Raw genomic sequence first — 19,267 nt, 5'->3', positions numbered from 1 at the left:
CGTGCCGGCCGCGGCGTTACTCCGGCTGGATATCGGCCAGATGCCGGCCGACCGCGAGCCACGCGCCGGCCAGGCCGAGCAGTGGCCCACCGACAAGCATCCCGAGCAGGCTGTAGGGGTCGATCACCGCGAGTTCAAAGGTCGACTGATAAAGCCCGGCGAGGCGTGCGACCGGCCCGTCGAGCAGATACAAAGACGTCAGCACCAGGCCGAGCGCGATGAGCGCGCCGAGCAGGCCGTACCACAGGCCTTCGTAAAGGAACGGCCGGCGGATGAACGCATCGGTGCCCCCCACCAGCTTCACGACCTCGATCTCGCTGTGTCGGCTCTGGATCTCGAGGCGGATGGTGTTGCCGACGATCAACAGTACCGCGGCCGCGAGCAGTACCGCCAGGACCACGACTGCGCGCTCTATCGTGCGTGTGATCGCGCCGAGGCGTTCGACCCACTGCAGGTCGACCTGCGCCAGTTCGATCTCGCGGTAGGCCTGCAGCTCCTCGGCGATGCGGTGGATCGCGGCGGCATCCTGGTCCTCGTCGCGTGGGCGTGCCAGCACCAGTGCGGGCAGCGGATTCTCGTCCAGCAGGTCGAGCGCGCCACTGAAACCCGACAGGCGGCGGAACTCGTCGAGTGCCTGCGAGCGCCCGATCAGCCGGGTCTCTGCGATATCCGGGCGTTGCGCGATCTGGGCGCGCACCGCCTCGGCCTGCTCGGCATCCAGCGCGTCGCTCAGGAACAGCGAGATGCTCGCGGTGCCGTCCCAGGCGCTGCTCAGGCCGCGGACGTTGTCCACCAGCAGGTGCAGGCCACTGGGCAACGCGAGTGCGATACCGATCACCGCCGCGGTCATCAGGGTGCTGACCGGGCTGCGACTGAGCCTTCCCAGCGAGGCCAGCGACATCTGCGCATGGCGCAGCAGCCATGTGAGCGGATTGCGATTGCGCCGGAACTTCGCTGGCGATTCGCCCCGTCGCGCCATCAGTCCGTGCCCCCGCTGTCGCCGGCGATACGGCCGTGGCGCAGGCGGATGATCCGTCTGCCCAGACGATTGATCAGGTCGACGTCGTGGGTCGCGATGAGCAGCGTCACGCCGACCTGGTTGAACTGGACGAACAATTCCATGATCTCGCGCGACAGGTCCGGGTCGAGGTTGCCGGTCGGCTCGTCGGCCAGCAGCACCGGCGGTTTGCTGACCAGGGCGCGGGCAATGCCGACGCGCTGTTGCTCGCCGCCCGACAGGGTGATCGGATACACCTTCTCCTTCTTCAACAGGCCGACCTTGTCCATCGCCGCGCGTACGCGCCGCTTGATCTCGGCATGCCCCATGCCGGCGACCACCAACGGCAGCGCGATGTTGTCGAACACGGTGCGATCGTGCAGCAGGCGGTGATCCTGGAAGATCATGCCGACCTGGCGCCGATGGTAGGGGATGTCGCGGGTCTTGAGCTTGTTCAGGTTGCGGCCGTTCACCCACACCTGGCCGCGTGTCGCCCGTTCCAGCAGGCCGATCAGTTTGAGCAGCGTGCTCTTGCCGGCGCCCGAGTGGCCGGTGAGGAATGCCATCTCACCGGGCTCCAGATGCAGGTCGACCCCTGACAGCCCTTCGTGGCCGGTCGGATAGCGTTTCGCGACGTTGTCGAATCGAATCATCTCGCAGGCGGCTGCTGGTCCCGTTGTCCTGGTCGTCGCTGTCGCCGCTTCACTCGAACAGCGCCTTGACGAATTCATCTGCGTCGAACGGTCGCAGATCCTCGATACTCTCGCCGACACCGATGAAGCGGATCGGCACGCCCAGGCGTTCGGCGATTGCGAAGATGATGCCGCCCTTCGCAGTGCCGTCGAGCTTGGTCAGCGCGACGCCCGTCAGCCCGACCGCATTGTTGAATTCGATCGCCTGGTTCAGGGCGTTCTGCCCGGTGCCTGCGTCGACCACCAGCAGCACTTCGTGCGGTGCCTCGGGATCGATCTTTTTCATCACGCGGCTGATCTTGGTCAGCTCGTCCATCAGGTTGCTCTTGGTGTGCAGGCGACCGGCGGTGTCCGCGATCAGCACGTCGACATGGCGCGCGGTCGCTGCCGCCAGGGCGTCGTAGATCACCGAGGCGGCATCCGCCCCGGTCGACTGCGCGACCACCGGGATCGCGTTGCGCTCGCCCCAGCGCTGCAGCTGCTCGACCGCGGCAGCGCGAAAGGTGTCGCCGGCGGCCAACATGACGCTGCGGCCTTCATCCTTGAAGCGGCGGGCGAGCTTGCCGATCGTCGTGGTCTTGCCGGCGCCGTTGATCCCGACCATCAGGATCACCAGCGGCCGTCCGTCCGGTACCTTGACCGGGGGGGTGTCGACCGCATGCAGGATCTCGCTCAGTTGGGCGCGCAGTGCGTTGCCGAGCGCGGCCGGGTCGGCCAGTTCCTTGCGCCGCACGCGCGCGGTCAGGTCGTCGATGATCCGGCGCGTCGCGTCGACGCCCACATCCGCGCCCAGCAGCAGCGTTTCGAGGTCCTCCAGCAGGTCTTCGTCGATCTGCCGGCGGCCGCTGAGCAGATCGCCCAACGCGTCGCTCAGCGTGGCCCGGGTGCGCGCCAGACCGGCCCTCAGGCGGGAAAACAGGCCCTGGGGTTTGACCTCCGGTTCCGCCTTGGTGTCAGTCGTCTTGTTTTTGCCGAATCCGAACATGGGGTAACTGCTTAGGGAACTGTTGAACCGGTCTGCCGGTCTTCTGGCGCAAGTACCGCAACCGGGCGGTGGTTGATGCCACCAGGCCCGCTTGCAAGAATCCCGGGTTGAACGGCGCACATCCGCGCCTGTTGCGGCGCATCGTACCACCGGCGCCGGTAGCGGCACATCTTGGAGCCCCGATGGCATTGAAAGACCTGATTCGAATCGTAGTGCTCGGTCTGTGGACGCTCTCGCTGCCGACGTTGGCGGACGTCACGGAGTATCAGCTGGACAACGGCATGCAGGTGATCGTCAAGGAGGATCACCGCGCCCCGGTTGCGGTCAGCCAGGTCTGGTACCGGGTGGGGGCGAGCTACGAGCCGGATGGCATCACCGGGATCTCGCACGCGCTTGAACACATGATGTTCAAAGGGACGCCGCAGGTCGGGGCGGGTGAGTTCTCGCGCATCATCTCCGCGCTCGGCGGCACCGAAAACGCATTCACCGGCAGTGACTACACCGCCTACTTCGAGACCCTGGCGGTCGAGCATCTGGAGCGTGCGCTCGAACTCGAGGCCGACCGGATGCGCAATCTGCTGCTGGATGCGGACGAGTTCGCCAAAGAGATCGCGGTGGTCAAGGAAGAGCGACGCCTGCGTACCGAGGACAAGCCGAGCGGGCGGGTGTACGAGCAGTTCAACGCGGTCGCGTGGCGATCGTCGCCTTACCGCAATCCGATCATCGGTTGGATGAACGACCTCGAACACATGACGATCGACGATCTCACCGCCTGGTACCGGCGCTGGTACGCGCCCAACAACGCGACCCTGGTCGTGGTCGGCGACGTCGAGCCGGAGACGGTGCGGGCGATCGCCCAGCGGCATTTCGGCTCGCTGGCGCCGAGCGAGCCGGTCGCCCAGAAACCGGTCGAGGAACCGCCGCAGGCCGGCGAGACCCGGGTCACGGTGCGCGTGCCCGCGCGCCAGCCGTTCCTGGTGATGGGATACAAGACGCCGATCATCGGCCAGGCGCCCGAGCCGTGGGAACCCTACGCGCTGCACCTGGCGGCGAGCGTGCTGGATGGCGGCGACAGTGCGCGCCTGTCGCGCGAATTGATCCGCGGTACCGGTATCGCGGCCGGTGCCGGTGCGGAATACACCAGCTACGGGCGGCTGCCGAATATGTTCACGCTCGACGGGACGCCGACCGACGGACACAGCGTCGAGGAACTGGAGCAGGCTTTGCGCGCCGCGGTCGCGCGGTTGCGCGAAGAGCTCGTCGACGAATCCGAGTTGCAGCGGGTGATCACCCAGGCGGTCGCGAGCAAGGTCTACGAGGCCGATTCGCTGTTCTACCAGGCGATGCAGATCGGCATGCTGGAGACGCTCGGGCTCGACTGGCGTCTGCTCGACCAGGAGATCGCGGCGCTCAAGGCGGTGACCCCGGAACAGGTGCGCAGCGTCGCCCGGCGTTACCTGACCGACGACAATCTCACGGTCGCAGTCCTCGATCCGCTGCCCATCGAGAAATCCGCACCACGCGCGGCCGCCGCCGGGGGCCATCATGGCAGCTGAGGGCAGTGTGCACCGCGGAGTCCTGACGGTGGGCTGGCGCAGGGCCGCCGCGTGGCTCTTTGCAGCCCTGTTGATGCTGCCCGTCGTCGCGTCGGCCGGTCCGGCAGTCGAATCCTGGCATACCAGCCGCGGGGCCAAGGTGATGTACGTGCACGCCCCGGAGCTGCCGATGCTCGACGTGCGCGTCGTGTTCGACGCGGGCAGTGCCCGGGACGGCGAACGGCCCGGACTGGCGCGTTTCGTCAACAGCATGCTCAGCGAGGGCGCGGGCGACTGGGACGCGGACGCGTTGGCGCTGCGGCTCGAAGAGCGTGGTATCGAACTGGGCAGCAGCTCGTTGCGCGACATGGCCTGGGTCAGCCTGCGCAGCCTGACGGATCCCGCGGTGCTCGACTCGGCATTGGACAGCCTGCAGGCCGTGGTCGCGCGGCCGCGCTTCGACCCCGATGCGATCGAGCGCGTCCGACAACAGCTGCAGATCGGACTGCGCAGCAGCCTGCAGTCACCGGCGACCGTCGCCCAGCGGCGGTTTTTCGAGACGCTGTACGGCGACCATCCGTATGCACATTCGCCGACTGGTACCGAGAGTGCACTGGCGGCGATCGATCGCGGCGAGTTGCTGGTTTTCCATCGGCGCTACTACGTCGCGAGCAACGCGGTGGTCGCACTGGTCGGGGACGTCGACCGCGTCACCGCCGAGGCGATCGCCGAACGGGTCACCGAGGGCCTCGCCGTCGGCCAGCCGGCGCCGGTGATTCCGCAGCCGCCGGCGATCAGCGGCGGCGAACTGCATGAGGCGTTTCCCTCATCGCAGACGCACATCTACATCGGCCAGGCCGGCATGGCGCGCCATGATCCGGACTACTTTCCGCTGTATGTCGGCAACCACGTGCTCGGCGGCGGCTCGCTGGTCTCTATCCTGGGCGAGGAGGTTCGCAACAAGCGTGGCCTGTCGTACAGCGTGTACAGCTATTTCAGCCCGATGCGTGCCGAAGGCCCGTTCCTGATGGTCGCACAGACCAAGAACGATCAGGCCGACGAGGCATTGAAGGTGATGCGCGACACGCTGCAACGATTCGTCACTGACGGACCGAGCGAGAAAGAGCTGGATGCGGCGAAGCAGAACCTGATCGGTGGATTCCCGCTGCGCATCTCCAGTAACGCCAAGATCATCGATTACATCGCGATGATGGGGTTCTACGATTATCCGCTCGATTACCTGGATACGCTGACCGGAAAACTCGCCGCGGTCACCACCGAGCAGGTGCGTGACGCATTCGCACGGCGCATCGGTGGATCGGCCGGGATCGCCGTGATCGTCGGCGGCAGCGGCTGACGGTGACCGCCAATCAGGTGCGCATCATCGGTGGCCGGCATCGCGGGCGCCGGGTGCGGTTTGCGCCGGGTGCAGGCCTGCGTCCGACCCCGGACCGGGTGCGTGAGACGCTGTTCAATTGGCTGCAGCACGAGGTTCCCGGCGCCCGTTGTCTCGATCTGTTCGCCGGCAGCGGGGCGCTCGGCCTCGAGGCCCTGTCGCGCGGTGCTGCACACCTGTTGGCCGTTGAACGGAATCGCGCTGCAGCCGAGCGACTGCGCGAGAATATCGCGCTGCTGCATGAACAGGACAATGCGCTGGTGGTGCAGGACGATGCGCTGCGGTTGCTGAAGAGCACGGCGGACCGGCCGTACGACCTGGTTTTCGTCGACCCGCCGTTCGCGGCCGGGCTGTTGGGCGACACCTGCCGGCTGCTGGAGCAACACGGCTGGTTGTCGGATGCCGCGATCGTCTATCTTGAGCAGGATGCGAAACACCCATGGCCGGAGTTGCCGGGCAACTGGACGCTGCATCGCCAGGGGGTTGCCGGCCAGTCGGCGCAACGTTTGTTGCGGCGCAGCAAGCCGGGCTAGAATGGCGCCTTTTGATGCCCGCAACGCCGGCGACGACTGGCGATGAGCGGGAACCCAGATGACGAATCGCAATGAAGACAGCCGTTTATCCAGGTACTTTTGATCCGATCACCAACGGTCACAGCGACCTGGTGATGCGCGCGACGCGGTTGTTCGACAAGGTGCTTGTCGCGGTCGCGAAGGATACCGGCAAGGCACCGGTGTGCGGCATCGACGAACGGGTGCAGCTGGCGAAGATGGCGCTCAGCGGTATCCCGCGCGTCGAGGTGGTGCCGTTCGAGGGCCTGTTGGTGAAATTCTGCAAGCAACACGACGCGGGCATCGTGATTCGTGGACTGCGCGCTGTCTCGGACTTCGAGTTCGAGTTCCAGCTGGCCAGCATGAACCGGCGGCTGGCGCCGGATGTGGAGACAATCTTTCTGACGCCCGCAGAGAAGTATGCGTTTATCTCCTCGACCTTGGTGAGGGAAATCGCGCGGCTCGGCGGGGATGTGTCAGAATTCGTGCATCCCGAGGTACAGCGGCTGCTCGAAAGCAAACGCTGTACCTGAGTTAATTTCCATTGAGTATTTTGGAGCGGCCCACATGGCATTGATGATTACCGACGAATGCATCAACTGCGACGTCTGCGAACCGGAATGTCCGAACGGCGCGATCTCGCAGGGTGACGAGATCTACGTGATCGACCCGGATCTGTGCACCGAGTGTGTCGGGCACTACGAAACGTCACAGTGCGTCGAAGTCTGTCCGGTCGACTGTATCCCGCACGACCCGAACCATGTCGAGACCCAGGAAGAACTGATGGCCAAATACGAGCGCATCACCGCCGCGAATGGCTGACATGTTCGGCCGCCGCTCACTGTACAAGGCTCCCTGGTGGAGCCTTTTTGTTGTCTGGTGCCTGTGTAGCGTGGCCACGGCCGGTCCGCGCCCTCCGGGGGCGGCGGTCGCGTCGGCACACCCGCTGGCCACCGAGGCGGGCCTGTTGATCCTCGAGGCAGGGGGCAACGCATTCGATGCCGCGGTCGCGGTCAGCGCTGCGCTGGCAGTGGTCGAACCCTACAGCTCGGGACTCGGCGGCGGCGGTTTCTGGTTGCTGCACCGTGCCCGCGACGGCTATCAGGTCATGGTCGACGGTCGCGAGCGCGCGCCGCTCGCGGCGCACGCGGACATGTACCTGGACGCCGCGGGTCAGGTGGTCCCGCGAGCGTCCATCGATGGGCCCCTGGCGGCCGGCATCCCCGGGGTGCCGGCGGCGCTGGCACATATCGCGACACGTTATGGCCGGCTGCCACTCTCGGTGAGCCTCGCGCCGGCGATCATCCTCGCCCGCGATGGCTTCCCGGTCGACGGCGTCTACCGGCGCATGGCGGGGTTTCGACTCGCTGCGCTGCGCGCCGACGCCGCGGCCGCGGAGCAGTTTCTCGACCGGGGCGAGATACCCGCCGAAGGCTTTCGCCTGCGTCAACCCGCACTCGCCGAGACCCTAGGCGCGATCGCGCGTGACGGTGCCCGGGCCTTTTACAGCGGTCAGATCGCCGATCAACTGGTCGTGGCGGTGCGTGCCGGCGGGGGCATCTGGACCGCGCGCGACCTGCATCAGTACCGGGTCGTCGAGCGCCGGCCGGTCGTGACGCGGTACCGCGACTGGCGTGTGGTCAGCGCGGCGCTGCCGTCCTCGGGTGGGGTGCTGCTCGGTCAGATGCTGCAGATGCTCAATGAGCGGCCGCTGCGGGGGCTTTCGCCCGCCGATCGCACCCACCTGCTGGTCGAGATCATGCGCCGGGCCTACGCCGACCGCGCCCGTTACCTGGGTGATCCGGATCACGTCTCGGTGCCGCTCGCGCGCCTGCTCAGTCCACGCTATGCGGCCGGACGGGCGCGGCAGATCGATCTGCAGCGGGCGACACCGAGCGAAGCGCTGTCGTCGCTGTCCGACGAGGGACGTGATACCACCCACCTCTCGGTACTGGATGCCGAGGGCAATCGGGTCGCGGCGACACTGAGCATCAATTACCCGTTCGGTGCCTGCTTCGTCGCCTCGGGGACCGGCGTGTTGCTGAACGACGAGATGGACGATTTCTCGGCCAAACCGGGCGCCGCCAACGCCTACGGCCTGGTCGGCAACGCCGCCAACGCGATCGCGCCCGGCAAGCGGATGCTGTCGAGCATGTCGCCGACGTTCGTCGAGGGCCCCGACCGGCTTGCGATCCTCGGCACCCCCGGCGGATCGCGGATCATCAGCATGGTCCTGCTCGGTCTGCTGGACGCCATCGACGGTCGTTCGGCCGAGCAGATCGTCGCGGCGGGCCGCTTTCATCACCAGTACCTGCCGGACCGGGTCGAGGTCGAACCCGGTGCCCTGCCGCCCGAGGTGGTCGACGAGCTGGCGCGGCGCGGTCATTCGATCAGGGTGCTGGACGATCCTTACGGCAATATGCAGGCGATCGTCTGGGACATCGCCGCAGACCGGCTCGACGCCGCCGCGGATCCACGCGGCATCGGGCGCGCCGCTGTGCGGCGGCCGGCGGCGGTCGACGGTGCGCTCAATGCTGGCAGTGCGGACAATAGGCGCTTGCGCGCTGGCCGATCTGGCGGGTCCGGATGACGTTGCCGCAACGCCGGCACGGCTGACCGGCGCGCCCATAGACGAACAGCTCCTGGGCAAAGTACCCCGGCTCACCGGACTCGTTGACAAAGTCGCGCAGCGTCGTGCCGCCGCGTTCGATTGCATGCCGCAACACCGCCTTGACCGCCCCCGCGAGCTGGTCGAGGCGCGCGCGAGACACCCGTCCGCTGGCGCGTGCCGGGTGGATGCCGGCATGGAACAGCGCCTCGGTCGCGTAGATGTTGCCAACGCCGACCACCACCCGGCCGTCCATCAGCAACGCCTTGATCGGGGTCCGCCTGCCGCGTGTGGCACGCTGCAGACAGGCACCGTCGAACGCCTCGCTCAACGGTTCGGGGCCGAGGTCTGCAAGGCGCGGGTGCTGCGAGGGGTCGTCGCCGGCGGCCCACAGCATGGCGCCGAAGCGGCGCGGGTCGTGCAGGCGCAGGCAGCGTTCGCCAAACAACAGGTCCACGTGGTCGTGAAGGCGCGGCGGGCTGGCGGCCGGCGCGATACGCAGACTGCCGGACATGCCGAGATGGATGATCAGCGTGCCGTGCGAGAAGCGCAGCAACAGGTACTTCGCGCGCCGCTCGACCCGCAGCACGCGGTGTCCACCCAGCAGTGCGGCGAGATCGGGGACCGGCCAGCGCAGCCTGGGCTGACGGATACGCACGCCGTCGATCGTCTGTCCCTGAAGGTGAGGTGCGATTCCGCGCCGCGTCGTCTCGACCTCGGGCAGTTCAGGCATCGTCACTCACCGGTGAAATGCCGTGCCGGCAGGGTCAGCAGGTTGAAGTAGACGTCGTCGATCACTGCGATCTGGTCGCCGACCAGCACATAGCGGCCCTGCTGGGTCGGTTCGCGGCCACCGAACAACAATCGCTGCCGGTCGAGCAGCAGCACCGCCTGCGGCGGGTCCAGGCCATACGCGGCCAGATCGCGACTCACCGGAAAGCGTTCGAATACCGGCGCCCTGGCCAGCGCGAGCAACGGCGCGACGCGCTGCCCGGAGACTGCGCCGCCGGCAGGGTATTCCAGTGTCCAGCCGTCGGTGGTGCGCGTCAGTGCGAGTTGCATGCGGTCTGCGCGTTCGACACGCAGCGAGCTGATCTCGTCGGGATCGAGCGGCGTCAATGGCCCGTTCGCGGTCGCAACGCCCGCCCACTGGTCCGCCACCACGAGGGCGCCGAGCAGCACGGCAAGCAGCAGATTCAGACGTGTCCAGCTACTCATGCACGGCGTCGCCGGTGGCGCAACCAGAATCCGAGACCGAGATAACACAGTGGTAGCCCGGCCATCAGTCCGACCGCGAAAGCGGCAGCGGTCTGCGGTGACCAGCGAACGCCCAGGTCGTGAACCGGCGGCGCCGCCGCGAGCCCCTGATTGGCGGTCAGCCAGCGCACCAGGCCCTGACCCAATGCCAGGTTGGCGCCTTGCCCGATCTGGCCGTTGCCGAGGAACTGTCGTCCGCCGACGAACATCACCCGCGCAGCCGGTGATGTCGCGGCGTGTTCCAGCGCGATGCCGACCGTCAGCGGACCGGCCTGTTCGCCCAGGTCGGGCTGGCGCGCGATCTCGCCACGCAGGCTGCCGGTCTCGTTCCAGCTGCGCGCGCTGCTCTCGAGGCGCATGCGTTCCTGCCAGTCTTCGCGCGTCTGCCAGGCCAGGGCATGCGCCTGGCTCAGCGCGGCGTATCCATCGCCGAGCCCCGGCAGTTGCGTGGGGAACCGGGAGACGACCGCATAGTCCGGGCGCTCCAGTCGGTACTGGGCCGCGGCCGCGTCGACCACGATACCGGGCAGTGCTGTCACGCCGAACAGGCGTTCGACTAGGGCTGATTCCGCGTCGCCGAACAGCCACAACAGGCCGCCACCACTGTCGACGAACTGCTCGATCAGGCGTTCGGTGTGCGGTCCGTATTCGCCCTGAGGTCCGGCGATCAGCAGCAACGCCGTGTTGTCGGGCAGGGCATCGAGCTGGCGCGGGTCGAGTTCGACCACCCGGTATCCCTGTTCTTCGAGGTGTCGGACGAAATCACCCAGGCCGCCCGGCGCCCCGTCGATCCGGCTCTCGCCCTGTCCCGTGAAACTCACGATCCAGCGTTCTCCCTGCAGCGCCAGCCGGTTGAGTGCGCGGTCGAGTTCGCCGCGTGACGGGGAGACCACGACCTCGCGCCGCTGCCCGCTCAGCAGGTGCAACTCGCCATGCCGTTGCACGCCTTGCGCCTGCGCGGTTTCCGGGTCCTGCAGCGGGTCGACGAAAGACAGCCGGACCCGCGGGTGTGCGAGATAGGGGGCGAGCAGTTGTTCGATCCGTGCGCGGTCGACGACCAGGTCAGGTACGAACGCCGTGATGCGCAGACCATCGGGCAGGGCGTCGAGCGCCCGTTGTGCCGCCTCGCTGAGCGTATGGATCTGCGCACTGCTGAGGTCGAGCTGCCACGAATGGCGGTCACCGACCCTTGCCGCGAACCACAGGCACGCGGCGACCAGCGCGAGGAAGACCAGGCGGCGCAGCATCACAGTTCTCCCCGCCGTCGCGCGACACGGTAGCCGGCGAGCAGCCAGGCGGCGGCGCCACTGGCGACGAAGAACACGATGTCCTGGCTGCGCAGTAGGCCATCGAAGGCCGGTTCGAGGTGCGGCAGCAATGCCCACCACGACCAGGCCGCCTGGCTCCCGCTCAGTGAATCCAGCAGCCACAGGAACAGCAGGATCCCGTAACACGCGGCCAGCGCCGCGGCCGGGTGGTCGAACAGGCTCGACAGGAACACCCCCATGCAGCTCAGCCACAGTGTGAACACGGCGAGCATCGTGGCTGCGAGTACGAAGCGCGTCGGGTCGATTTCGATCGCCAGGCCCAGCGCGGCCAGCGTCAGCATGCAGGTCGCCAGTGGCGGCAGGAGCGCGAGCCAGAGCCCGATCACCTTGCCCGCCACGATGCGCAGCGCTGCAACCGGCGCCGCGAGCCACAGGGCGATGCGGCCACTGCGGACCTCGCCGGCGAGGCTGCCCATCGCCAGCAGCGGCGCCGCGAGCAGCAGCAGCAACACCAGGCTGTTGAAGGTGGGGACGACCACCAGATCCATGGCGCTGAGCGGTGCGCCGGCGGCGGTCAGTTGCGGTGCGATCGTCGCGAACGTCTCCAGTTGCGCGAATGCCAGCCAGGCGATCAGCAGCTGTGCGAAGGCCAGCAGCAGCCAGAACGTGATCGCGCTGTGCAGGCGTCGCCATTCATGGCGTGCAATGGTCCAGATCATCGCGCAGCCTGGTGCAGGCCGGTGTCGTTCAGCCCGGCGCGCAGATGTGCGAGCAGGTCGATATCGGCGGTCACCGGATGCTCGGCGACCTGGCGCCCCTGATCGAGCAGGATCACGCGTCCACACAGCTGCAGTACATCGTCCAGCAGATGGGTTGCGACCACCAGGCTGACGTCGTCGCCAAGCCTGCCGAGCAGGTCGCGGATCTGTTCGGTCTGCAGCGGATCGAGACTCGCCGTCGGTTCGTCGAGGATCAGGACGCGCGGCCTATGGAGTATCGCCTGCGCCAGGCCGAGGCGCTGCAGCATACCGGCCGAAAGTCGACCGGCAAGGCGGTCGGCGACGTTACCGAGCTCGACCTGCGCGAGCACCGTGGCGATCGCCTCGCGCAGCGGGCGTCCGCGCAATCCGTGCAGCTGTCCGGCCCAGGCGAGATTCTCACGCACGCTCAGTTCCGGATATGCGGGGACGCGCTGCGGAAGGTAGCCGATCTGTCGGCGCGCGGCGTGCCCGTCGGCATCGAGACGGCGGCCGAGCACGCGTACCTCACCCGCGCTCGGCGGCAGCACGCCGGCGAGCAGCTGCAACAGCGTTGACTTGCCGGCGCCGTTGAGTCCGAGCAGGCCGAGCCGGTCGGCCGCAGTCAATTGCAGGTCGATCCGGCGTACGCGTGGTTGGCGCGGCGGGCCATAGCTCAGATCATGGGCGGACAACACGGCTTCCATGGCGCGGCAGATTACCGTGCGCGCGGCAAATTGCGAACCCTGTGCGGTGAAACCGGATGCATCTCTTACAATGCGCCGCATGTTGCGACTCGGCGTCGATACTGGCGGTACCTTCACCGACTTCGTCCTGCTCGACGCGGACGGTACTTTGCGCGTGCACAAGGTGTTGTCCACGCCCGACGCACCGGAGCGCGCGATTCTCCAGGGTGTCGCCGAGATGGGCCTGGCCGGCCAGCCGTTGCATCTGGTACATGGTTCGACCGTGGCGACCAACGCAGTGCTCGAGGGCAAGGGTGTCAAGACCCTCTATGTCGGCAACCGTGGTTTCGCCGATCTGCTCAACATCGGTCGCCAGCAGCGTGCCGCGCTGTACGACCTGCAACCCGCAGCCACAGCGCCGGTCGTTGCGCCGGACCTGTGTATCGAGACCGGGGGCCGGCTCGACGCGCGTGGCGAGCTGCTCGAGCCGCTGACCGACCGGGACCTCGCGGAGATCCGCGCGGCGGCCGAACGGCTCGGTGTGCAGGCGGTCGCGGTCAACCTCTTGTTCTCTTACCTGGACCCGACACTCGAGGCCCGTATCGCCGGCGCGTTGCCTGAGGACCTGTTCGTCTCGCTGTCGTCGCGCGTGCTGCCCGAGGTGCGCGAGTTCGAACGCGGCATGGCAACCTGGCTGAATGCCTGGGTCGGGCCACGGGTGGCCGGCTACCTGCGGCGGCTGCAGCAGGGGATCGGTGATGCCGCGGTCGCGGTGATGCAGAGTTCCGGGGACACGGTGGCGGCCGCGCAGGCCGCAGACCACGCGGTACGCATGTTGCTGTCCGGCCCCGCGGGGGGGCTGATCGCGGCACGACAGCTCGCTGCCGCGACCGGCCAGGAACGCCTGTTGACCTTCGACATGGGGGGAACCTCGACCGATGTCGCATTGGTCGAGACGCAGCCACGACTGACCACCGACGGTCGCATCGGGCGGTTTCCCGTCGCCGTGCCGATGGTCGATATGCATACCATCGGCGCCGGCGGCGGCTCGATCGCGTGGCTGGACGCAGGGGGCATGCTGCAGGTCGGACCGCAATCGGCCGGCGCCGATCCCGGGCCGGTGTGCTATGCGCGCGGTGGCGTTGCGCCGACCGTCACCGACGCCAATCTGGTACTCGGTCTGCTGCAGCCCGACGCCTTCCTTGGCGGCGCGATGCCGCTCGATCTGGAAGGCGCACGGCAGGCGATGCAGGCGCTGGCCAGCGGGTTGGGCACGGATCTGCTGTCCGCGGCCCGCGATATCGTCGCGGTCGCCAACGAGCACATGACGCAGGCGTTGCGTGCGATCTCGATCAAGCGGGGCGTCGATCCGCGCGAGCACGTACTGGTCGCATTCGGCGGGGCAGGTGGCCTGCACGTCTGTGCGCTGGCGGACCTGCTCGGTACGCCAGCCGCGATGATTCCGATGCACGGCGGGGTGTTATCGGCACTCGGCATGCTCGCGGCCCGGCCCGGACGGCAGCTGTCGCGCACCCACATCGGGCTGCTGGACGGGCTGCCGCAAGCCGAGATCGCGGCGATCTTCGACGCCTTGTACAGACAGGGTGCCGACGAGCTGCAGGCCGAGGGGTTTGCCGCCGCGGACTGTACCGCCACGGCCTCGGTCGATCTGCGATACGCCGGTCAGGCGTATACGCTGAATATCGATTGGCACGGCGTCGAGGCCACCCGGGAGGCGTTCCATCGGCGCCACCTGGCACGCTACGGTCATCGGCTCGATCTGCCGGTTGAGGTGGTCAATCTGCGCCAGTGGGTGCGCGGTCCGGCGACCGATCTGCGCCTGCCGGTGGCCGCCGAGGGCCCGCCTGCCAGGCCTTTTGCGGTCCGCGAGGTCTTCGGGGGAGCGTACGCGGCTGCATGCCATCGCCGCGGCGAACTGGTGTCGGGGCAGGTGTGTGACGGGCCGCTTCTGGTGATGGAGCCGGTCGCGACGACCTGGGTGGCACCGGGCTGGCGGCTCAGCGTCGACCGCATCGGAAATCTCCAGCTGCGCCGTATCGGCTGATGCGGTGGGCGTCGGAACCTTTGGCGTGATCGCCGGCTGCGACGGGCAGGTCATCGGTGCCCCGGGGCTGAGCGGAATTTCGGGCACCCGGTGATCCGGGGTATCATTGTCGGGTGCCTCTCCACCTCGCATGGGGCCCAGATTCCCTAAAGGGCACCTTCCGGGGCCTCGGCGCTCAGGTTTTCGCGGAACTTCCGTTACCCTCTGTCGATCGGATCCGCAATTATTTCGATTTAAGGTCCCGAGGAATTCTTCATGACCGAAGGTTTGCTTGCACCCGCCTGGTGGCAGTCGATATTGATTGTCCTGGCGATGACCCACGTGACGATCGTTGCCGTCACCGTCTATCTGCACCGTTGCCAGGCGCACCGCGCACTGAACTTGCACCCGGTGATCGCGCATTTCTTCCGATTCTGGCTGTGGCTGACGACCGGAATGATCACGCGCGAGTGGGTCGGCGTGCACCGCCGGCACCATGCCCGCTGCGAGACGCCGGAGGACCCGCACAGTCCCCAGGTGCTCGGTCTGCGCAAGGTGTTGCTGGAAGGTGCCGAGCTATACCGGGAGGCGGCGAGTCGATCGGAGCTGGTCGAGCGTTACGCGCACGGTACCCCGGACGACTGGATCGAGCGTCGACTGTATACGCCGTACAACTTCATGGGTATTGCGGTGATGCTGCTGATCGATGTCGCCCTGTTCGGAATCCCGGGCATCGCGATGTGGGCGGTGCAGATGATCTGGATCCCGTTCTTTGCCGCCGGGGTGATCAACGGCGTCGGGCACTTCTGGGGGTATCGCAATTTTCAGTCGCCGGACGCGGCGACCAACATTTCCCCGTGGGGCATCCTGATTGGTGGCGAGGAACTGCACAACAACCATCATGCATTCCCGAGTTCGGCCAAGTTGTCCGCGCGCTGGTGGGAGTTCGACATCGGCTGGTTCTACATCCGCACCTTGTCGGTGCTGGGTCTCGCCCGGGTCCGACGGGTGGCACGCCGGCCATCACGGCTGCGCGACAAGAGCGTGATCGATATGGATACCGTCAGGGCCGTGGTCACGCACCGCATGCATGTGCTGGCGAACTATGCGCGGGAGGTGATCAAGCCGGTCGCGGATGCCGAGTTCTGTCGTTCCGAGCGGCATTGCCGGCGATTGGCACGACAGGCGCGCAGGCTGCTGGCGCGAGAAGAGTCCTCGCTCGACGTACAAAGCCGGCAGCGGCTGGAGAACCTGCTCGATCGCAGCCAGATGCTGGCGACGGTGCACCGGTTCCGCAAGCAGCTGCAACAGGTCTGGGAGCGCACCGCTTCCAGCCAGGACGCACTGCTCGGTGCGCTGCAGCAGTGGTGCCGAGAGGCGGACAGCAGCGGTATCAAGGCGCTGCAGGATTTCGCGCGCAACCTGCGCAGCTACGCACCGGCACCCGTCTGAGGCATGTCACCGGGGCACAAAAAAACCGCCGAAAGGCGGTTTTTTTTCGGGCGCCCGGCGAGGCCCTTACTTGATCTTCCCTTCCTTGTACATCACGTGCTTACGGGCGACGGGATCGTACTTCTTGATCTCCATCTTGCCGGTCATGGTCTTCTTGTTCTTGGTCGTGGTGTAGAAGTGTCCGGTGCCTGCGCTCGAGTTCAGGCGGATCTTTTCGCGTACCGCTTTAGCCATGTCAGTCGCTCCTTCAGACCTTTTCGCCGCGCGCGCGCAGCTCGTTCAGCACCGAATCGATGCCCTTCTTGTCGATAATCCGCATACCGGCGGCGGAAACGCGCAGCCGCACGAAACGCTGCTCGCTCTCCACCCAGAAGCGATGGTAATGAAGATTCGGCAGGAAGCGGCGCCGGGTCTTGCGATGCGAGTGGGATACGTTGTTCCCAGTGATCGGCCGTTTGCCGGTGACCTGGCAGACTTTAGACATGGTTGAGGCCTCGAAAAAGCGCGTTGTATTCGTCGTGCCCGAGCCTTAGGGCGGGCGGAAAGGCCGCAATTTATACCGGAACCGCGGATATCGGTCAACCCGTGGCCGAGCGCTCAGAGCAGGCCGCGTTCCGCCAGCGAGCAACACTCCCCGTCGCCGACGACCAGATGGTCCAGTACGCGGACGTCGACCAACGCCAGCGCGTCGCGCAATTTGGCGGTGATCTGTTGATCGGCCCGGCTCGGTTCCGCGATCCCGGAAGGGTGATTGTGGCTCAGGATCACTGCGGCCGCATTGTGTCGTAACGCGCGACGCACCACCTCGCGCGGATGGACGCTGGCACCGTCGATGGTGCCGCGGAACAGTTCTTCGAACGCCAGAACCCGGTGCCGGTTGTCGAGGAACAGCACCGCGAATACCTCGTAGGGGTGGTCGCGCAGTCGGGCGATGAGATACTGCGCCGAATGCCGTGGACTCGACAGGGGCTCGCCGCGTTCCAGTCGTTCGAACAGGTGGCGGCGTCCCATCTCCAGGACCGCCTGCAACTGGGCGAATTTCGCATCGCCGAGCCCCGGAGCGTCGCAGAACGCCTCGCGTGGCGCCGCCAGCAGGCAACGCAGGCTGCCGAACCGGGTCAGTAGGTCGCGTGCCAGATCGACGGCGCTGCTGCCCCGGACCCCGGTACGCAAAAAGATCGCCAGCAGTTCGGCATCGCTGAGGCTTCGCGCGCCGTGTGCGAGCAGGCGCTCGCGCGGCCGTTCGTTGGCCGGCCAGTCCCTGATTGCCATCGCCGTCTTCCTCCATGAAGCGACGAAAGCCTAGCCGAACCGATCCTTTGCCGTAAAGCCTGCTTTGCCGCATGCGGCCGGTCGGTTACTCTTGGCCCATCGACAGCCCCGGAATCTAAGGAATCGCCCAGTTCGATGCATCCGCTCAGTGGACGCCGAGTGCTGCTTGGTATCACCGCCGGGATCGCTGCCTACAAAGCGGCTGAATTGGCCCGCCTGTTGACGACGGCGGGTGCCGAGGTCCAGGTGGTGATGACCGAAGCGGCCGGGCAGTTCATCGCTCCGTTGACGCTGCAGGCGCTGACCGGGAGGGCCGTGCGTAGTGCCTTGTTTGATGCGGCGCACGAGGCGGCCATGGGCCATATCGAGCTCGCCCGATGGGCGGAGCTCGTCGTGATCGCGCCGGCCACCGCCGATTTTCTCGCCCAGGCGGCCGCAGGGATGGCGCGAGATCTGTTGGGTACGCTGTGCCTGGCGACAGATGCGCCCGTGCTGATGGCGCCGGCGATGAACCAGGCGATGTGGCGGCACCCGGCCACCGAGGCGAACGTGAGGCTGCTGCAGTCTCGCGGCGTGAAGCTGGTCGGTCCGGACGAGGGCGAGCAGGCCTGTGGTGATGTCGGACCGGGCAGGATGGTCGAACCGGCGCGGCTGCTGGCTGCGTTGGCCGAACAGTTTGCCCAGGGCCGCCTGGTCGGCCGGCGGGTGTTGGTCACTGCAGGCCCGACGCGCGAGGCGCTCGACCCCGTGCGGTTCATCGGCAACCGAAGTTCGGGCAAGATGGGCTTCGCGGTGGCCGGGGCCCTTGCCGCGCAGGGCGCGGAGGTCGTGTTGGTCAGCGGCCCCGTGGAACTCGCCACGCCGCCCAGGGTGATGACCCGCATCGATGTCGAATCGGCGCGGCAGATGCGTGAAGCGGTGTTTTCGGCGTTGCCAGGGACGGACATTTTCGTGGCATGTGCCGCGGTCGCGGACTATCGACCGGTGGCGACTGCCGAACAGAAGATCAAGAAGACGACCAGCGGGCTCACGCTCGAATTGATACCCAACCCGGATATCCTGGCCGAGGTCGCAGCAGGCACTCAACGGCCGTTTTGTGTCGGATTTGCCGCAGAAACGGACGACGTGACGGCGAATGCCGAGGCAAAACTGCGTGCTAAGGGCCTGGATATGGTGGCCGCTAACCAGGTGGGTGCGGCTCAGGGATTCGAAGTGGACGACAACGCACTACTGGTTATCTGGGACGGTGGGCGGCGGCCCCTCGCTCGACAACCCAAGACCCAGCTGGCGGCCCAGCTGGCCGAACTGATCGCGGACCGTTTCGATGCACAGACTGCAACTCAAGATTCTTGACAACCGCCTCGGCGACACCTTCCCACTGCCCGATTACGCGACCGACGGCGCCGCCGGAATGGACCTGCGGGCGATGCTCGACGAGCCGCTGGAGCTGGCATCAGGGCAGACCGAATTGATCCCGACCGGCATAGCGATCCACATCGCCGACCCCGCGCTGGCCGCGGTGATCCTCCCTCGCTCCGGCCTGGGCCACAAGCACGGCATCGTGCTGGGCAATCTGGTGGGACTGATCGATTCGGACTACCAGGGACAGCTTTTCGTATCTTGCTGGAATCGCGGCAGCGCACCGTTCCGCATTGAAGTCGGCGAACGGATCGCCCAACTGGTGCTGCTGCCGGTGGTGCGCGCGGTATTCGAACAGGTCGATACATTTGACGAAAGCGACCGTGGCGCCGGTGGATTCGGCCATTCGGGACGCCACTAGGACATAA

Annotated in this window: 21 protein-coding genes; 10 read left to right on the top strand and 11 right to left on the bottom strand. The window is 66.9% G+C overall.

Features of this window, described 5'->3' with window-relative positions; all coding sequences use genetic code 11:
* Positions 1-16: 16 nt before the first annotated feature.
* The 3 genes from ftsX to ftsY are packed head-to-tail and all read right to left on the bottom strand — an operon-like array spanning position 17 to position 2,674.
* On the bottom strand, positions 17-979 hold the full coding sequence (gene ftsX / locus H6955_06925; GenBank protein ID MCP5313270.1) for a cell division protein FtsX: 963 nt from the start codon (positions 977-979) through the stop codon (positions 17-19).
* Positions 979-1,650, bottom strand: a complete 672-nt coding sequence (ftsE, locus tag H6955_06920) for a cell division ATP-binding protein FtsE (protein ID MCP5313269.1) — start codon at positions 1,648-1,650, stop codon at positions 979-981. Before ftsE ends, ftsX begins: the two co-directional genes overlap by 1 nt.
* A gap of 49 nt (positions 1,651-1,699) precedes the next feature.
* Entirely contained in the window at positions 1,700-2,674 is a 975-nt protein-coding gene (gene ftsY / locus H6955_06915) for a signal recognition particle-docking protein FtsY (protein ID MCP5313268.1), read from the bottom strand.
* A gap of 182 nt (positions 2,675-2,856) precedes the next feature.
* On the opposite strand from ftsY, the gene H6955_06910 reads away from it, so the two are divergent.
* The 6 genes from H6955_06910 (at position 2,857) to ggt (ending at position 8,746) form a co-directional block, all read left to right on the top strand.
* A complete protein-coding gene (locus tag H6955_06910) occupies positions 2,857-4,230 on the top strand; it encodes an insulinase family protein (GenBank protein MCP5313267.1) in 1,374 nt (457 codons plus the stop codon).
* A complete protein-coding gene (locus tag H6955_06905) occupies positions 4,220-5,566 on the top strand; it encodes an insulinase family protein (protein MCP5313266.1) in 1,347 nt (448 codons plus the stop codon). Before H6955_06910 ends, H6955_06905 begins: the two co-directional genes overlap by 11 nt.
* Positions 5,527-6,138 carry a 16S rRNA (guanine(966)-N(2))-methyltransferase RsmD gene (gene rsmD, locus H6955_06900; protein MCP5313265.1) on the top strand — a complete coding sequence of 204 codons (612 nt, stop codon included), beginning with the start codon at positions 5,527-5,529 and terminating at the stop codon, positions 6,136-6,138. The genes H6955_06905 and rsmD overlap by 40 nt, the downstream gene beginning before the upstream one ends.
* A gap of 71 nt (positions 6,139-6,209) precedes the next feature.
* On the top strand, positions 6,210-6,689 hold the full coding sequence (coaD, locus tag H6955_06895) for a pantetheine-phosphate adenylyltransferase (GenBank protein ID MCP5313264.1): 480 nt from the start codon (positions 6,210-6,212) through the stop codon (positions 6,687-6,689).
* Positions 6,690-6,723: 34 nt separating this feature from the next.
* Positions 6,724-6,978, top strand: a complete 255-nt coding sequence (locus H6955_06890; GenBank protein MCP5313263.1) for a YfhL family 4Fe-4S dicluster ferredoxin — start codon at positions 6,724-6,726, stop codon at positions 6,976-6,978.
* A 1-nt stretch (position 6,979) separates the two neighbouring features.
* Positions 6,980-8,746: a gamma-glutamyltransferase gene (gene ggt / locus H6955_06885; protein MCP5313262.1), complete on the top strand. Its 1,767-nt coding sequence runs from the start codon at positions 6,980-6,982 to the stop codon at positions 8,744-8,746.
* Here ggt and mutM read toward each other — a convergent pair.
* The 5 genes from mutM to H6955_06860 are packed head-to-tail and all read right to left on the bottom strand — an operon-like array spanning position 8,685 to position 12,814.
* Positions 8,685-9,497, bottom strand: coding sequence for a bifunctional DNA-formamidopyrimidine glycosylase/DNA-(apurinic or apyrimidinic site) lyase (gene mutM / locus H6955_06880; protein MCP5313261.1), 813 nt, complete (start codon positions 9,495-9,497; stop codon positions 8,685-8,687). The two genes, ggt and mutM, sit on opposite strands and share 62 nt — an antisense overlap.
* A 2-nt stretch (positions 9,498-9,499) precedes the next feature.
* Positions 9,500-9,982, bottom strand: a complete 483-nt coding sequence (locus H6955_06875) for a hypothetical protein (protein ID MCP5313260.1) — start codon at positions 9,980-9,982, stop codon at positions 9,500-9,502.
* Entirely contained in the window at positions 9,979-11,268 is a 1,290-nt protein-coding gene (locus H6955_06870) for a GldG family protein (GenBank protein MCP5313259.1), read from the bottom strand. The genes H6955_06875 and H6955_06870 overlap by 4 nt, the downstream gene beginning before the upstream one ends.
* A complete protein-coding gene (locus H6955_06865; protein MCP5313258.1) occupies positions 11,268-12,008 on the bottom strand; it encodes an ABC transporter permease subunit in 741 nt (246 codons plus the stop codon). The genes H6955_06870 and H6955_06865 overlap by 1 nt, the downstream gene beginning before the upstream one ends.
* Positions 12,005-12,814 (bottom strand): ABC transporter ATP-binding protein, encoded by an 810-nt coding sequence (locus H6955_06860; protein MCP5313257.1) that lies wholly within the window; start codon positions 12,812-12,814, stop codon positions 12,005-12,007. The genes H6955_06865 and H6955_06860 overlap by 4 nt, the downstream gene beginning before the upstream one ends.
* On the opposite strand from H6955_06860, the gene H6955_06855 reads away from it, so the two are divergent.
* Together H6955_06855 and H6955_06850 are read left to right on the top strand one after the other, a co-directional pair.
* A complete protein-coding gene (locus H6955_06855) occupies positions 12,813-14,777 on the top strand; it encodes a hydantoinase/oxoprolinase family protein (protein MCP5313256.1) in 1,965 nt (654 codons plus the stop codon). The genes H6955_06860 and H6955_06855 overlap by 2 nt on opposite strands.
* Positions 14,778-15,032: 255 nt before the next feature.
* A complete protein-coding gene (locus tag H6955_06850) occupies positions 15,033-16,208 on the top strand; it encodes a fatty acid desaturase (protein MCP5313255.1) in 1,176 nt (391 codons plus the stop codon).
* Between the two features lie 66 nt (positions 16,209-16,274).
* Here the strand turns inward: H6955_06850 and rpmG are convergent, their stop codons facing one another.
* The 3 genes from rpmG to radC all read right to left on the bottom strand — a co-directional run bounded on the left by rpmG (position 16,275) and on the right by radC (position 17,480).
* Positions 16,275-16,442 (bottom strand): 50S ribosomal protein L33, encoded by a 168-nt coding sequence (gene rpmG / locus H6955_06845; protein ID MCP5313254.1) that lies wholly within the window; start codon positions 16,440-16,442, stop codon positions 16,275-16,277.
* A 13-nt stretch (positions 16,443-16,455) separates the two neighbouring features.
* The gene (gene rpmB / locus H6955_06840) at positions 16,456-16,692 is read right to left on the bottom strand and encodes a 50S ribosomal protein L28 (protein MCP5313253.1); all 237 of its coding nucleotides are present in this window, start codon (positions 16,690-16,692) and stop codon (positions 16,456-16,458) included.
* A gap of 113 nt (positions 16,693-16,805) precedes the next feature.
* A complete protein-coding gene (gene radC, locus H6955_06835; protein ID MCP5313252.1) occupies positions 16,806-17,480 on the bottom strand; it encodes a DNA repair protein RadC in 675 nt (224 codons plus the stop codon).
* Positions 17,481-17,615: 135 nt separating this feature from the next.
* On the opposite strand from radC, the gene coaBC reads away from it, so the two are divergent.
* Complete coding sequence (gene coaBC, locus H6955_06830) at positions 17,616-18,833, top strand: bifunctional phosphopantothenoylcysteine decarboxylase/phosphopantothenate--cysteine ligase CoaBC (GenBank protein MCP5313251.1); 1,218 nt, start codon at positions 17,616-17,618, stop codon at positions 18,831-18,833.
* Positions 18,805-19,260, top strand: a complete 456-nt coding sequence (gene dut / locus H6955_06825; protein MCP5313250.1) for a dUTP diphosphatase — start codon at positions 18,805-18,807, stop codon at positions 19,258-19,260. Before coaBC ends, dut begins: the two co-directional genes overlap by 29 nt.
* Positions 19,261-19,267: the final 7 nt, after the last annotated feature.

This window comes from Chromatiaceae bacterium (genome assembly GCA_024235395.1).
GTDB lineage: Bacteria > Pseudomonadota > Gammaproteobacteria > Chromatiales > Chromatiaceae > Thiosocius.
The sequence above is the reverse complement of the archived record's forward strand: the minus strand, read 5'-3'. Positions and strand labels throughout refer to the sequence as shown.

Coding starts and splice junctions, on each gene's coding strand:
- ftsX (MCP5313270.1), bottom strand. CDS start 979: ATGGCGCGACGGGGCGAATCGCCAGCGAAGTTCCGGCGCAATCGCAAT.
- ftsE (MCP5313269.1), bottom strand. CDS start 1,650: ATGATTCGATTCGACAACGTCGCGAAACGCTATCCGACCGGCCACGAA.
- ftsY (MCP5313268.1), bottom strand. CDS start 2,674: ATGTTCGGATTCGGCAAAAACAAGACGACTGACACCAAGGCGGAACCG.
- H6955_06910 (MCP5313267.1), top strand. CDS start 2,857: ATGGCATTGAAAGACCTGATTCGAATCGTAGTGCTCGGTCTGTGGACG.
- H6955_06905 (MCP5313266.1), top strand. CDS start 4,220: ATGGCAGCTGAGGGCAGTGTGCACCGCGGAGTCCTGACGGTGGGCTGG.
- coaD (MCP5313264.1), top strand. CDS start 6,210: ATGAAGACAGCCGTTTATCCAGGTACTTTTGATCCGATCACCAACGGT.
- H6955_06890 (MCP5313263.1), top strand. CDS start 6,724: ATGGCATTGATGATTACCGACGAATGCATCAACTGCGACGTCTGCGAA.
- ggt (MCP5313262.1), top strand. CDS start 6,980: ATGTTCGGCCGCCGCTCACTGTACAAGGCTCCCTGGTGGAGCCTTTTT.
- mutM (MCP5313261.1), bottom strand. CDS start 9,497: ATGCCTGAACTGCCCGAGGTCGAGACGACGCGGCGCGGAATCGCACCT.
- H6955_06875 (MCP5313260.1), bottom strand. CDS start 9,982: ATGAGTAGCTGGACACGTCTGAATCTGCTGCTTGCCGTGCTGCTCGGC.
- H6955_06870 (MCP5313259.1), bottom strand. CDS start 11,268: ATGCTGCGCCGCCTGGTCTTCCTCGCGCTGGTCGCCGCGTGCCTGTGG.
- H6955_06865 (MCP5313258.1), bottom strand. CDS start 12,008: ATGATCTGGACCATTGCACGCCATGAATGGCGACGCCTGCACAGCGCG.
- H6955_06855 (MCP5313256.1), top strand. CDS start 12,813: ATGTTGCGACTCGGCGTCGATACTGGCGGTACCTTCACCGACTTCGTC.
- H6955_06860 (MCP5313257.1), bottom strand. CDS start 12,814: ATGCGGCGCATTGTAAGAGATGCATCCGGTTTCACCGCACAGGGTTCG.
- H6955_06850 (MCP5313255.1), top strand. CDS start 15,033: ATGACCGAAGGTTTGCTTGCACCCGCCTGGTGGCAGTCGATATTGATT.
- rpmG (MCP5313254.1), bottom strand. CDS start 16,442: ATGGCTAAAGCGGTACGCGAAAAGATCCGCCTGAACTCGAGCGCAGGC.
- rpmB (MCP5313253.1), bottom strand. CDS start 16,692: ATGTCTAAAGTCTGCCAGGTCACCGGCAAACGGCCGATCACTGGGAAC.
- radC (MCP5313252.1), bottom strand. CDS start 17,480: ATGGCAATCAGGGACTGGCCGGCCAACGAACGGCCGCGCGAGCGCCTG.
- coaBC (MCP5313251.1), top strand. CDS start 17,616: ATGCATCCGCTCAGTGGACGCCGAGTGCTGCTTGGTATCACCGCCGGG.
- dut (MCP5313250.1), top strand. CDS start 18,805: ATGCACAGACTGCAACTCAAGATTCTTGACAACCGCCTCGGCGACACC.